10 protein-coding genes and 1 pseudogene are annotated in these 13,890 nt (G+C 74.5%); 7 read left to right on the forward strand and 4 right to left on the reverse strand.

The genetic code is table 11. The features are described from left to right. Positions 1–16 precede the first annotated feature (16 nt). Both IEW03_RS11245 and manA read right to left on the reverse strand, forming a co-directional pair. A complete protein-coding gene (locus IEW03_RS11245) occupies positions 17–2,125 on the reverse strand; it encodes an acyltransferase family protein (protein WP_188523789.1) in 2,109 nt (702 codons plus the stop codon). 145 nt (positions 2,126–2,270) lie between these two features. After that, positions 2,271–3,575 (reverse strand): mannose-6-phosphate isomerase, class I, encoded by a 1,305-nt coding sequence (gene manA / locus IEW03_RS11250; protein WP_229737929.1) that lies wholly within the window; start codon positions 3,573–3,575, stop codon positions 2,271–2,273. Positions 3,576–3,634: 59 nt separating this feature from the next. On the opposite strand from manA, the gene IEW03_RS11255 reads away from it, so the two are divergent. The 4 genes and pseudogenes from IEW03_RS11255 to IEW03_RS11265 all read left to right on the forward strand — a co-directional run bounded on the left by IEW03_RS11255 (position 3,635) and on the right by IEW03_RS11265 (position 7,840). After that, a complete protein-coding gene (locus IEW03_RS11255; protein ID WP_188523790.1) occupies positions 3,635–4,408 on the forward strand; it encodes a sulfotransferase family protein in 774 nt (257 codons plus the stop codon). A 157-nt stretch (positions 4,409–4,565) separates the two neighbouring features. Continuing rightward, positions 4,566–5,639, forward strand: a pseudogene (locus IEW03_RS20405) (cytidylyltransferase domain-containing protein); the annotation flags it as partial. 180 nt (positions 5,640–5,819) lie between these two features. After that, positions 5,820–6,725 (forward strand): N-acetylneuraminate synthase family protein, encoded by a 906-nt coding sequence (locus IEW03_RS20410; RefSeq protein ID WP_229737954.1) that lies wholly within the window; start codon positions 5,820–5,822, stop codon positions 6,723–6,725. 41 nt (positions 6,726–6,766) lie between these two features. Next, the gene (locus IEW03_RS11265; protein WP_308808208.1) at positions 6,767–7,840 is read left to right on the forward strand and encodes a glycosyltransferase; all 1,074 of its coding nucleotides are present in this window, start codon (positions 6,767–6,769) and stop codon (positions 7,838–7,840) included. 54 nt (positions 7,841–7,894) lie between these two features. Here IEW03_RS11265 and IEW03_RS11270 read toward each other — a convergent pair whose 3' ends face one another. Together IEW03_RS11270 and IEW03_RS11275 are read right to left on the reverse strand one after the other, a co-directional pair. Further along, positions 7,895–9,109: a DUF6716 putative glycosyltransferase gene (locus IEW03_RS11270; protein ID WP_188523792.1), complete on the reverse strand. Its 1,215-nt coding sequence runs from the start codon at positions 9,107–9,109 to the stop codon at positions 7,895–7,897. Continuing rightward, entirely contained in the window at positions 9,106–10,131 is a 1,026-nt protein-coding gene (locus tag IEW03_RS11275; RefSeq protein ID WP_188523793.1) for a hypothetical protein, read from the reverse strand. Before IEW03_RS11275 ends, IEW03_RS11270 begins: the two co-directional genes overlap by 4 nt. A 201-nt stretch (positions 10,132–10,332) precedes the next feature. Between IEW03_RS11275 and IEW03_RS11280 the strand changes: the two genes are divergently transcribed. The 3 genes from IEW03_RS11280 to IEW03_RS11290 all read left to right on the forward strand — a co-directional run bounded on the left by IEW03_RS11280 (position 10,333) and on the right by IEW03_RS11290 (position 13,862). Continuing rightward, the gene (locus IEW03_RS11280; RefSeq protein ID WP_229737930.1) at positions 10,333–11,316 is read left to right on the forward strand and encodes an ABC transporter permease; all 984 of its coding nucleotides are present in this window, start codon (positions 10,333–10,335) and stop codon (positions 11,314–11,316) included. After that, positions 11,309–12,346, forward strand: coding sequence for an ABC transporter ATP-binding protein (locus tag IEW03_RS11285; protein WP_188523794.1), 1,038 nt, complete (start codon positions 11,309–11,311; stop codon positions 12,344–12,346). The genes IEW03_RS11280 and IEW03_RS11285 overlap by 8 nt, the downstream gene beginning before the upstream one ends. Positions 12,347–12,458: 112 nt before the next feature. After that, positions 12,459–13,862, forward strand: coding sequence for a glycosyltransferase family protein (locus IEW03_RS11290; protein ID WP_188523795.1), 1,404 nt, complete (start codon positions 12,459–12,461; stop codon positions 13,860–13,862). Positions 13,863–13,890: the final 28 nt, after the last annotated feature.

Below are 13,890 nucleotides of genomic sequence, written 5' to 3' on the forward strand. Positions count from 1 at the left end.
CTCGGCGGGGTGGTAGTCAGTCCAGCGCCCCCGCGCGGCGCAGCTCGCGCAGCAGGTACGGCGCCATGGTCTTGGTGTAGGTCGTGGTGAGGTGGTGGGCGTCGCGGTAGACGTTGACCCCGCCGATCACCGCCGGGCAGGTGACGTCCCGGCAGTAGAAGTCCGTGAGGTCGACGTACGACGCGCCCGGCACCGACTCGGCCGCCGCGGCGAGCGTCTGGTGCTCGGGGAGGACCTGCCGGCGCGGGGACGCGCAGCGGTCCGCCTCGGCCCGGGTGACCTCGCCCAGGCACCGGGCCGGCTCGCGCGGGTGGGACGGGTTGTCGGAGAGCGCCACGACGGGCACGCCCCGGTCGGCGACCGGTCGCCATGCCGTCGCCATCTCGCGGGCCTGCTGGTCGGCGCCGCCCGTGAGCTTTCCCTGGTAGGCGGTCGTGACGACGAGGTCGGTCTCGGCCGCGTGCCGCACGAGCCACGGCGCGAGCCGGTCCCGCCACCGTTCGCAGGTGCGGGCCTGCTCGCCCTCGGGGTCGGAGGCGACGGCGCCCGTGCTCCAGGCGCACGCGGACTTGACGTGCGCCGTCAGGCTGATCCGTCCCTGGGCGGCCAGCCCGACGAGCGCCGGCATCATCGCCCGGGCGTGCGAGTCGCCCACCAGCACGACGTGGGGCACGTCCGCGTCGTCGACGGGGCCGAAGGTGCAGTCCTTCAGCTCGTCCTCGTCGACGTCCACCCAGCAGCCCGGGTAGTCCGCCTTGTCCTCGCTGACGGCCTCCGGGGACGGCACGACCATCCGCTCGAGCCCGGGGTTCTCGCAGGGCTCCTCCGGGTCCATGGCGGCGGCGCCGAAGCATTCCGGCTCGTCCCGGACGAGCTGCTGGGCGAGCTCCCCCTGCTTCTTCGTCTCGTGTGCCGCGACCCCCCACGCGCAGCCGGCGGCGAGGGCGAGGACCGCGGCCCCGGCGGCGGTGAGGCCGAGGGCCCGACCGGTGCGCTGCATCCCCCACCGGTGGGAGAACCGGGCCGGGTCCTCGACGAACCGCTTGGTCGCCACGGACAGCAGCACGACGCCCGCCAGCAGCGCGACGCGTTCGGCGAGCCCGGGCTCGTGACGCAGGACGAACGGGGCGAGGACGATCGCCGGCCAGTGCCACAGGTAGAGCGCGTACGAGATCTCGCCGGCGTACTGGACGGGCCGCCAGGTGAACAGCGGCGCGGGGGACAGGCGCCCCGCCGGGGTGCCGGCCCAGATCACGGCGGCCGTGCCGAGCACGGGCACCAGCGCGGCCGTCCCCGGGAACGGGGTCTCGGCGTCGTACACGAAGGCGCACGCGACGACGACCGCCAGCCCGGCCCAGCTCACCGGCGTCCGCCAGGCGTCCGGGACCGGGCGCCGGCGCTGCCGGGCGAGCGCCAGCGCGAGCAGCGCCCCCGCGCCGAACTGCCAGGCGCGCGTCGTGGTGACGAAGTAGGCCGACGAGGGGTTCTCGGTCGTCAGCCACAGCGAGTACCCGAACGAGGCGACGGAGGCCACGCCCAGCACCGCGGCCGTCACGCCCCGCGCGGAGCGGCCCGCGCGTGCGGCGCCGAGCGTCGCGAGCAGGACGAGCAGCGGCCAGACGAGGTAGAACTGCTCCTCCGCCGAGAGCGACCAGTGGTGCTGCACGGGCGACGGGTCGGTCTCGGCCGCCAGGTAGTCGACGGCGTCCGCCGCGAGCACCCAGTTCTCGGCGTAGAGGGTGGCGCCCAGGATCTCCCGGAACCACTGCTGCCACAGGATCGGCGGGACGAGCAGCAGGGTCGCGGCGGCGGAGACCGCGATCACGAGGTAGGCGGCCGGCAGCAGACGGCGGGCGCGCCGCGCCCAGAACCGGCCGAGCCGGACCCGGCCGGTCGTCTCCGCCTCCCGCAGCAGGTGGCCGGTGATGAGGAACCCGGAGATGACGAAGAAGACGTCCACCCCGACGTACCCGCCGGGCAGGCGGCCGGGCCAGAAGTGGAAGGCGACGACGAGGCCGACGGCGAGCGCGCGCAACGCCTGCACCTCCCACCGCAGGGCGCGCCGGGGCGCGGCGGTGGTGCCGTCGTGCGGTGTCGGTCGGGACTGGTCCAGCGTGTGGCTCACGGTGCGAGGCCTCGTGGTGCGGGGTCTGGCGGGTGCGTCACGTGCGTCGGATGCCTCCAGCGTGGGGTGCGGGGTGCGACGGGCCACGCTAGCCCGAACCTGTTGCTCCGCCGAACCGGCAGGTCAGGCGTGTCTGAGGGCCCGGTCAGGGCACCCAGGCGCAGACCACGTGGGCGCCGCCGTCGACGGTGAGCGGGCCGGCGGCGTCCGGGACGAGGCACGACTCGCCGCGCCGCAGCGTGACGTCCCCGGCGGTGGTGAGGAGCCGTGCCTCGCCGTCGAGGGCGAGCACGATCCGCGGGCCGTCGGCCGCCAGCGCCACGGGCTCGCCGCCGACGACGTCGGCGAACGTCAGCGCGAACTCGCCCACCGGGGCACGGTAGGTCGTCACGACGCTCAGCTCCCCGGACACGGTGGTCTCCGGGCGCGCGGGCGGCCGGGGCGCGAACGAGGCGCACTCCAGCAGGGCGTCGGCGTCGACGTGCTTGGTGGTCAGGCCCGCCCGCAGCACGTTGTCGGAGGCGGCCATGACCTCGATGCCGAGGCCGGACAGGTAGGCGTGCACCTCGCCCGCGGGCACGAACATCGCCTCGCCGGGCTCGAGCGTCACGCGGTTGAGCAGCATCGAGACCAGGGCCCCGGGGTCGCCGGGGTGCTGCGCGGCAAGCGCGAGGACGGTCGCGTCGGCGCGGGCGGTGGACGACGCGGGCGCGCCGGCCGGAGCCGGGCCGGCGTCGTGCCGGGCGGCGACCGACGCCACGGCCTCGGCGACGTCGGCGGCGCAGGTGGGCGAGGTGCGGGCGGCGACGAGGACCTCGGTCGCGGCCCGGACCCCGGACGTCGACGGGCCGGCGTCCAGCGCCGCGCGGACGTCGTCGAGCAGCGTGCCCGCGAGCCCGTCGAGCAGCGCGCGGGCGGACCGGCGGCTGCGGAACCCGGCGAGGGCCTCGAACGTGCTCAGGGCGACGACCATCTCGGGCTTGTGCTGCTCGTCGTGGAACGACCGGCGGGGGTCGCCGGCCTGCAGGCCGGCCCGGACCTCGCGGTGGTAGCCAGCGCGGGCGAGGTGCGGGTGCGGGTGCACCTGCAGGGACAGGGCCCGCTCCGCCGCGAGCACCTTGAGCAGGTAGGGCAGCCGGGGGCCGAACCGGTCGGAGACCCGCGAGCCCAGCGTGCCGAGCGGGTCGGACGCCACGAGGTCGGCGAGCGAGCGCCGCGGGCCGCCGTCCGGGGCGTGGACGTCCGACGGCGCGCCCGGGTGGGCGCCGAGCCACAGCTCGGCGGCCGGGCGCCCGTCGGGCTCGTGGCCGAGCAGGTCGGGGATGAGCGTGGGGGAGCCCCAGTCGTAGGTGCGGACCGCGTTGCGCATCCGCAGCACGGGGAGTGCACCGATTGTTGTCCTGGCGTTCATCACCATGTCGTCGACTTTCTTCTCGAATGGATGCTGCACTGTGCGACCGGACGCAACGCTGTGTCCCACCCGGTGACCCGAAGAAAGGCCGTTCCTTCGTGCACGCATTCGTCTCGCTCGCTTATCTGGACGTCGAGAAGTCCGGGTCCACCTTTGTCTCGGGGTTCCTGCGGGACTTTCTCGACGACGAGGAGGTCGGCTTCGGCAAGCACGAGCCCCTCGAGGACTCCCCGCCCGCGGGGCGCCTGCACGTCCTGTCGGTCCGCGACCCGTTCGACACCTACCTGTCCCTGTACTCCTACGGGTGCCAGGGGCGCGGCGTCCTGGGGCGCAGCCTGCGGCGGGAGGGCTTCGGCGTGCTCTACGACGGCACCGCCGAGGGGTTCCGGCGTTGGCTCGACGTCGTGCTGGACCCGGCGCACGCCGCCCTGATGCGACCGCTGGGCTACCACCGGTCGGGCGTCGCCGAGCACGTGGGCCTGCTCTCGTTCCGCGTGGCGAGGCTCTCGGCGCCCCGGCCGCTCGAGTGGTTGTCGCAGGTGGGCAGCGCCGACGAACTGGTCGCGGCGTACCGGTCGCGGTCGGTCGTGGACGAGGTGCTGCGCAACGAGTCCCTCGTCGCGGACCTGGAGCGGCTGGTGCGCCGGCCGGACCTGCGCTGGCGCCCGACCCGGGAGGCGGCCCTGGAGGCGCTCGGGGGCCTGGCGCGCGTCAACGCGAGCGAGCGGGTCGACCGCGGCCCGGGCTTCACGGTCCCCCCGGGGGCCTGGGAGGCGGTCGCCGAGCGCGAGGTGCTGCTCACCGAGGTCTTCGGCTACGACGGCGCCCGGTGGTCCGGTGAGGCTCATCGTGGGCTCCGATCGCGGGTGTGACAACTGCGGTTCCGCCTCTATGAAAGGCCACGAAAAAGGCCGTCCCGGCCGTTCCGCAGGCCGATCGACAAGAGTTCACCTGACCGCGTCATGATGTTTGCCGACAGTTATCCGAAAAAGTCCGGTCGGGTCTTGTCGCGCTCTTAGTGTCAGCCCCATGAACGACAACCACCCCGACGGTGGCGCCCTCGTCGTGATTCCCGCCCGAGGCGGTTCTGCGGGGATCCCGCTGAAGAACCTGCAGCGGGTCGGGGGCACGACGCTCGTCGCCCGGGCCGTGCGGTCCGCGCTGGCCGCCCCGTCCGTGACCAGGGTCGTGGTCTCGACCGACCACGACGAGATCGCCCGCGAGGCGGCGGCCCACGGCGCGCAGGTCGTGTCGCGACCGGCGGACCTCGCCGGCGCGGCCGCGAGCTCGGAGTCCGCCGTCCTGCACGTCCTCGACACGCTGCTCAGCGAGGCGGGCGCCGACGGGCGCGACCCGGCCGTGACCGTGCTGCTGCAGGCGACGTCGCCGTTCGTCGACCCGGCCGACCTGGACGCCGCGGTGCGCCGGGTCGCGGGCGGTGCCCAGGACGTCGTGGTGGCGGTCGCGCCGACGCACGACTTCCAGTGGCGGCTGGACGGCGACCTGCCCGTCCCCGTCGGCCACGGCACCGACCACCGGCCGCGCCGCCAGGACCGGGCGCCGCACTTCCGCGAGACCGGCGCCTTCTACGCCATGGACACCGCCGGGCTGCGCGCGTCGGGCAGCCGGTTCTTCGGCGCCGTCGGCCTGCAGCCGGTCGCGCCCGAGTGGTCGCTCGAGATCGACGAGCCGCGGGACCTGTGGCTCGCGCGCACGCTGCTCGAGCAGCCAGGGGCCTCGACCGGCCCGGCCGACGTGATCGACGTCGACGCCCTGGTCACCGACTTCGACGGCGTGCACACCGACGACGCGGCGTACGTCTCGCAGGACGGCACCGAGCAGGTGCGCGTGCACCGCGGCGACGGCATGGGCGTGGCCCGGCTGCGCCGCGCCGGCGTCCCGATGCTCATCCTGTCGACCGAGACCAACCCGGTCGTCGCGGCCCGCGCCCGCAAGCTCGGCGTCGAGGTCCTGCACGGCGTGGACGACAAGGCCGCCGCGCTGCGCGACTGGTGCGCCGTGAACCGCCTCGACCCCGACCGCGTCGCCTACGTCGGCAACGACGTCAACGACCTTCCTGCCCTGGACGTCGTCGGCTGGCCCGTGGCCGTCGCCGACGCCCGCCCCGAGGTGACCGCCGTCGCGCGCGTCGTCCTGGACCGACCGGGCGGCCACGGTGCCGTCCGGGAGGTCTGCGACCGCGTGCTCGGCGCCCTCGACACCGCCCGCGGGACCTCCCGCGCGGCGGGCACAGCACGACCCGCACCCCGAAAGGACATCCCGATGACCAGCACCACCGCCACCACCGCCCCCGCCGAGCGCTCGGTCCAGATCGGCGACCACGAGGTCGGCACGGGGCAGCCCGTGTACGTCATCGGCGAGATCGGCATCAACCACAACGGGGACGTCGACATCGCCAAGCAGCTCATCGACGTCGCGGTCGCCGCCGGCTGCCAGGCCGTGAAGTTCCAGAAGCGTACGCCGGAGATCAGCACCCCCAAGGACCAAAGGGACAAGATCCGCCAGACGCCGTGGGGCGAGATGACGTACCTCGAGTACAAGTACCGGGTCGAGTTCGAGCAGGACCAGTACACGGAGATCGACCAGTACGCCAAGGCGAACGGCATCCAGTGGTTCGCCTCCCCGTGGGACGTGCCCTCGGTCGAGTTCCTCGAGGGCTTCGGGGTGCCGACGCACAAGATCGCGTCCGCGTCGGTGACCGACCTCGAGCTGCTGCAGGCGCTCGCCGACACCGGCAAGCCGATGATCCTGTCGACCGGGATGTCCACGCTCGAGCAGATCGACACGGCGGTGGAGATCCTCGGCACCGACGGGCTCGTCATGCTGCACGCCACCTCGACGTACCCGCTGCCGCCGGAGGAGGCGAACCTGCGCACCATCGCGACGCTGCAGGAGCGCTACGGGGTCCCCGTGGGGTACTCGGGCCACGAGACGGGCCTGCAGATCTCCCTCGCGGCGGTCGCCCTCGGCGCCGTCGCCGTCGAGCGGCACATCACCCTCGACCGGGCGATGTGGGGCTCCGACCACGCGGCGTCGCTCGAGCCGAAGGGCCTCACCAACCTGGTGCGTGACATCCGCATCCTGCAGGACGCCCTGGGCGACGGCGAGAAGCGGGTCATGCCCGGCGAGCTCGCGCCGATGTCGCGCCTGCGCCGCGTCGACGCCTGACGGATGGGCCACAGGTCCGCGGTCCGCTCGCGGGAGGTGTCGTGACGCAGGTGCGTGCCGACGCCGACGCGCGGGCGGACCGCCGCCCGCCCGCCGCCCCGCCCGGGGTCGCCGTCGTCGCGTGCGTGCGCGACGAAGAGCCGTACCTGGCGGAGGCGGTGGGCTCCGTGCTCGCGCAGGACTACGACGGCACGTTGCAGGTGGTGCTCGCCGTCGGGCCGTCGCACGACGCCACCGCGCAGGTGGCGGCGGCGCTCGCCGCCGCCGACCCCCGCGTGGTGGTCCTCGACAACCCGACCGGGTCGCGGTCCGTCGGCCTCAACGCGGCGATGGCGCTCGCGGGCGCCGCCGACGAGGTCCTGTTGCGGGTCGACGGGCACACCGTCCTCCCGCCGGACTACGTCCGGCGCGCGGTCGCCACGCTGGAGCGCACGGGGGCCGCCGGCGTCGGCGGCCTGATGAGCCCGGTGGGGACCGCCACCGTCCAGCGGGCCGTCGCGCGGGCGATGAGCCACCCGGCCGGGATCGGCGCGGCGTCGTTCCACGTGGGCGGGGCGGCCGGGCCGTCCGAGACCGTCTACCTGGGGGCGTTCCGCCGGACGGCCGTCGAGGCCGTGGGCGGGTACGACCCGTCGCTGGTGCGCGCCGAGGACTGGGAGCTGTGCCTGCGGCTGCGCCGGGCGGGCGGGCTGCTCTGGTTCGAGCCCGCCCTGCAGGTCACCTACCGGCCGCGGCGCACGGTGCGGGCGGTCGCGAAGCAGTTCTGGCGCACGGGCATGTGGCGCCGCGAGGTGATCCGCCGCGACCGCTCCACGGCGAGCGTGCGCTACCTCGCGCCGCCGCTGCTCGTCCTTGCGCTGGGGCTGTCGGCGCTGGTCGGCGTCGCCGGCGCGCTCGCGGGGCTGCCGGTGCTCGGCGCGCTCGGCGCCGTGCTGCCCGCCGGCTACGTCGTCGGCGTCGTCGCGGCGTCCACGCACGCGGCGGTGCGCCGGCCCCGGCTCGGCCTGCGGGAGGCGCTCGTCCTGCCGCTGGTCGTCGCGACCATGCACCTCGCCTGGGGGGCGGGGTTCGTGCGCGGGCTCACCGCGCGGGCGGTCGCCGACCACCGCGCGTGAGACGCGCGCCGCGATCCCCGGACCGCCTGTGCGGCGGGCGCGGTCGCAGGCCGGTCAGCGGCGCAGGGCGCGGGCGAGCGGCGCCGGCAGCGCCGAGCGGGCCGCCGTGTACACGTAGCGCGGCCGGGACCAGGGCCGCAGGCGCACGGCCGGCAGGTCACCCTCGCGGGCCCGCCGCGCCAGGTCGGCGACGGCGGCGGGCAGGCCCGAGGCCTGGGGGTGCAGGTAGTGGTCAGCCCGCCACGCCGGGGCGGGCACGGGCCCCCCGGCACGCAGCGTCGACGCCACGTCGTCGAGGCGGCGCAGGCACCCCGACGCGGCGAACGGCTCGTTGAGCAGCTCGGGGGAGACGCCGAAGTCGGCGACGAAGACGGTCGGCAGGCCGCGCGCGAGGGCCTCCAGGCCGGCGGTCGAGCTGACGGTGAGCAGCGCGGCGTCGGGCGTGAGCTGGTCGCTCATCGGCCCGGTCGCGAAGCCGACCGCCCCCGGCGCGTGCCCGAGCGTCGCGTGCTCCGCCGCCCACAGGGCGTCGAGCGGGTGCTCCTCGTGGTGGGTCTGCGGCTCGCCCGCGCGGGCCCGCAGCTTCACGACGACCTCGTAGCCCTCGCCGGCCAGCCGCGCGAGGCCGTCGAGCAGCGCCACGCGCTCCGGGCGCGTCGCCGGGACCTTGGCCTGGGCCGCGAGCACGACGCGGCGCACCGGGGCGCTGGCACGGTTCGCGGCGCCCGCCTCGAGCGTGTCGAGGAAGGGCAGGCGCGTGAGGACGAGGTCCGGTCGCGCACCCCGCCGCGCGAACTCCTCGGCGTACGGGGCGGCCTCGGCGTGCGCGTGCACGACGAAGGCGTCGCACCAGCGCCGCCAGCCGGTGCCCTGCGGCGTGGCGGGCAGCGCCATCCCGGGCAGCCCGGTCACCAGCGCGGGACGACGGCCGGGCGGCAGCGCCCGCAGGACCTGCCCCGCGGCCAGCTCGGCGACGGGGCCGGTGGCCGCGACCAGGACGACGTCGGGCCGGGTGCGGCGCACCAGCCGTCGCAGCGCGCCCGGCGTCACCACCACCGGCGGCGCGACGCCCGTGCCGTCGACCGCGGCCGCCACCTGGTCGCCGCTGGGCGCGAGGGGCGAGCGGACCACGACGGCGGACACGCGCGGCGCGTCGCCCGGGAGCGGGGACGCGGCGTCGCGGAGGCGGGCGAGGGTCCACACCGCCCACTTGAGGTAGGAGTCGGAGTCGGCGACGGCCAGCACCCGCGGGGTCGTGCCTGCGGTCATGCGGCGACGGTGCGGCGCGGTGCGCCGGCAGGACGCGCCGCCGGTGCGGCGCTCTGCGCCGCCGCCCGGGTGGCGAGCTCGTGCGTGCGGCCGAGGTGACGCCGCAGCTCGGGGACGGCGCGCTCCGTCCACCAGGCGTCGGGCACGGCGTGCGGGGCGACGGCCACGCCCCGGGACACGAGCAGCCGCGACAGCGTGACCGCCGACGTCGACGGCAGCGTCACGACGCGCTGCCCCGCGCGCAGCCCCCGCAGCCGGAGCTCGACCGGCGCCCGCGGCTCGTCCACGACGATCCCGGGCAGCCCCTCCAGCAGGGCGGTGACCAGCGGGTCGTGACGACGGTGCGGCACGTAGCGCACCGGCCCGTCCGCGGCGATGCCACGCACCCAGGCCGCGTACCGGTCGGCGTGCACGAGCCGGTCGGCCACCAGCGCCGACCCGACGACGACCGTCGGCTCCGCGGGCGCGTCCCGCTGGGGCCGCGACCGCAGCCAAGCGAAGTCGTGCGTCCGCACGTCGACCCCCATCCGGTCGAGGCCGTCGAGGGCGTCGTCGTCGAGCGGGACGGTCGTGCACAGCGTGAGCCGGCCGGCGTCGACGACGCGGCGCAGCCGGCGCGCGGCGAGCGTGCCCAGCCCGTAGCGCAGGGGCCCGGGCGGCGCGGTGAGCCGCACGAGCGGGGCGCCGGTCAGCAGGCGCCGCGCCAGGTCCAGCGTGGCGAGGCCGTCGTCGACGACGACGATCCGCTCCGGCGGGCGCGGTGCGCGCAGGAGGGCGGACTGGAACGCGCCCGAGAACGGGTCGCCGACCACGACCACGCCGCCCGGCAGCCGGCGCGGCGCCGGCGCGACCTCGACGTCCAGGCCCGGCGGGAGGCCGAGCGCCTGCACGGCGTCGATCCCCGCGGTGAGCGCCGGGACGTCCGCACGGGCCAGGACCCGGGTGCGCGGGCCGGCGAGGCCCTGGGCGTGCGCCTCGACGGCGCACAGCAGCTGGAGCGGGGACTCGACGAACGCGGTCACGGTCCCGAGCATCACAGCCCCGGGCGTCGCCCCGGCATCGTACGGACGGCCGGGGGGCGTCGAGCAGGTGACCAGGCGGTGAAGGCCTGACGGCGCACCGATGTCGAACCTGCGTCCCGACCCCGGAAGGCCTGATGAGGATGCCCGCTCTAGTAGGATTACGCGGTCGATTCATTCCTGAAGGACGGGTTTCCCCACACCGTGACCACTCAGACCAGCGAGGCGACACCCGCTCCGGGTCCCGGCGGCGATCTGCCGTCACCGCCCGCACCGATCGTCCCCGACCTCACGTCGGCGGAACGACACGCTCTCGCCGAGCAGCACTCCCTGCGCCCGATGGGCGTGCGGCCCCCGCTGCTCGACTACGTCCGCGACGTCTTCTCCCGCTGGGCCTTCATCCGGGTGCTCGGCACCTCGACCGCCTACGCGAAGAACCAGAACAACTACCTGGGCCAGCTCTGGGCCCTGCTGAACCCGATCCTCAACGCCACCGTCTACGTGCTGGTGTTCGGGATCCTGCTCGACGCGAGCCGAGGCGTGGACAACAGCATCGCGTTCATCGTCATCGGGGTCTTCCTGTTCCGCTTCATCGACCAGTCGGTGCACGGCGGGGCGCAGTCCATCGCCAAGAAGACGAACCTCATCCGGTCGTTGCACTTCCCGCGCGCCGTCCTGCCGATGTCGCAGGTCGTGTCGCTGCTGACCACCCTGGTGCCGACGCTGGTCGTGATGTGCGCGATCGTGCTGCTCAGCGGACTGGTGGGGAGCAACGAGCCGATCCCGGTCACGTGGGAGTGGCTGCTGCTGCCCTGCATCGTGGCGCTGCTGTGGCTGTTCAACACCGGGCTCGCGTTCATCATGGCGCGGATCGTGGCGATCACCCCGGACCTCGACAACATCATCAACTTCGTGATGCGTTTCGCGATGTACGGCTCGGGCGTGATCTTCCCCGTCACCAAGTACGCGGAGGAGCTCCCGCAGGCGGCCCAGGCGATCGTCGAGCCCATCCTCGAGTACCAGCCCATCGGGGTGTTCCTCTACGTGGCGCGGTCGATCCTCATGCAGGAGGAGTCCTTCCCGCCCAGCGGCGAGATGTGGCTCTGGGCGGTCGGATGGGCCGTGGTGACCCTGGTCGTGGGCTTCATCGTGTTCTGGCGTGGCGAGGAGAGGTACGGGCGTGACTGAGGCAGACCTGGATCTCGACGTCGACCTGGAGGGCGAGTTCGAGCCGGAGGACCTCCAGGGTCCGAAGCCCGTCGCCCACGTGGGGCCGCCCGTCCTCGTCGTCGACGACCTGCACATCGTCTACCGCGTGTTCGGCGGCAAGGCTCGCGCGGCGGCGAAGTCCGGCGCCGCCAACGTGCGCGCCGCGAAGGTCGAGAAGCCGTCGTTCGTCAAGCGCCTGCTGAGCTCGGGGTCGGGACACGTCGGCGCCGTGAGCGAGGTGCACGCCGTCCGGGGGATCTCGTTCGTAGCCCGCCACGGCGAGGCGATCGGGATCGTCGGCGTCAACGGGTCGGGCAAGAGCACCCTGCTGCGGGCCGTCGCGGGGCTCATCCCGCCGGCCTCCGGGTCGGTCTACGTGGACGGCGAGCCCGCGCTCCTGGGCGTCAACGCGGCCCTGATGCCGCAGCTCACCGGGGAGCGCAACATCATGATCGGCGGCCTGGCGCTGGGGATGACGCCCCAGGAGGTCGACGAACGCTTCGACGAGGTGGTGGAGTTCGCCGACATCGGCGACTTCGTCTACCTGCCGATGAAGACGTACTCCTCGGGCATGGCGGCACGGCTGCGGTTCGCGATCTCGTCCGCGGCGCGCCCCGAGATCCTCATGATCGACGAGGCGCTCGCCACGGGCGACGCCGCGTTCAAGGCGCGGTCCAAGGCGCGCATCGACGAGGTCCGCAAGAACGCCGGCACGGTGTTCCTGGTGAGCCACTCGATCGCGACGATCGAGGCGATGTGCACCCGGGTGCTGTGGGTGCACCAGGGCCAGCTGGTGATGGACGGCCCGGCGGACGAGGTCGCGGAGGCGTACAAGGAGTTCGTCCGCGCGCACCGTCGGGCCAACACCTCCGCTCGGGCGGGCGGGGTCGGGCCTCGCGCCCGCAGCAAGCGCCGCAACCGGGAGGTCGCCGAGGCCAAGACCGGCGACGCGACGCCCAGCGACGGTCAGGCCACCGACGCCGCGGACGCGAAGCCCACCGCCGAATAGGGCGTCCGGCCCGTCGGTCCACAGGTGACCTGATCGAGGTCGTGGTCCGTGTATTCTCGCGTCGGCCGCAGCCGACGAGGATGGCGGTTCGGACTCTCGACGGGACGACTCGATGGCTCTGCGACACGTGCTGATCACCCAGTGGCGGATGTGCCAGTTCACGGGCTCGGAGATGGTGACCCTCGAGCTGGCGGAGCACTTCGCGGCTTCGGGCGCAAAGGTGACCGTGGTGGTGCACGAGGGCGGCGAACCTGTCAGCGCGCTCTTGGCCGCGGCGGGGGACGTCCGGCTCTGGTCCTCGACGGACGCGGGGCTCGACGAGTTCCTGCGCGCGGACCCTCCGGACCTGGCCTGGCTCCAGCACCAGATCATCCCTCGGTTCGTGCTCTCGGACGACTTCGCCGGGCACGTCGTCGTCAACCATATGTCGGCGTACCAGCCGCTCGAGAACGCTCTCGCACCCGAGGTCGAGCGGCGCCTGGCGACCGTCTCCGTCTTCAACTCGGCAGAGACCCTTGACCGCCTGCGGGACAGCGGGGTCCTCGACCGGTTCGACCCGGAACGGCTGCGGGTCTTCCCGAACCCCGCACCGGACGACATCGCGGAGGTCAAGCCCCGGGTCAGGGGCGACGGCCCGGTGCGTCTGCTGCTCATCTCGAACCATGTGCCGCAGGAGCTGGCGGAGGCTGTCGATCTGCTTCCGTCCGGGGTCGAGATCGTCTTCGTCGGGGCGCAGACGGGCAAGGGCGCGTCGCCGGCCCGTGTCGACGCGGAGCTCTTGTCGACGGTCGACGGAGTGGTGAGCATCGGGAAGTCCGTGCAGTACGCGATCGCGGCAGGCCTGCCCGTCTACTGCTACGACCGGTTCGGCGGTCCCGGCTGGCTCGACCTCGACAACGTGTCCAGCGCTCGGTACCACAACTTCTCGGGACGGGGGTTCGAGCGCAAGGACGCCGCGACGATCGCCGAGGAGCTCGCCCACGGCTACGCCGGTGCGGCCGAGTCGGTCGACGCCATGCGAGCCGCCTGCGGACCTGATCTCGTCCTCGGGCCCGCGCTCGACGCCCTGTGGGAGCACTGTGAGGAGAACCCTCGGCCTGTCCCCGGGATCGACCCCGCCGCCCGGGCGGCGCAGCAGAGCGTCGCCGCCCTCGGCCGCCTCTGGACCACCACGCACGCCCGGGCCAAGCGGCACGGCACCGCCTTGACGAAGTCCCGCAGCGACCTCGCCCGCCTGTCAGACAGGCGCCGTGCGGAGGACGCCCGAAATGCTGAGACGATGGCCAGGCTGCGGTCTCGCCATGCCGAGCAGCTGGCCACGCTGCGGTCTCGCCATGCGACGAAGCTCGAGCGCCGGACGGCGACGATCGCCACCCTCAAGAGCCGCCTCGCCAGCACGGAAGCCGAGCTCGGTCGACTGCAACGGTCCCACGACCGCCGGATCATGCGCGCAGCCGCCGCGGTGGCGCGCCTCGTCGACGCCCTCGCCCAGGTCGTGCGCCGCCGGCCCGCCTGAGCGGGCGGCGCCGTCGGCCCCTGGTGGC

The sequence above is a fragment of the Isoptericola cucumis genome (assembly GCF_014635665.1).
In the GTDB taxonomy this organism is placed as follows: Bacteria; Actinomycetota; Actinomycetes; order Actinomycetales; family Cellulomonadaceae; genus Isoptericola; species Isoptericola cucumis.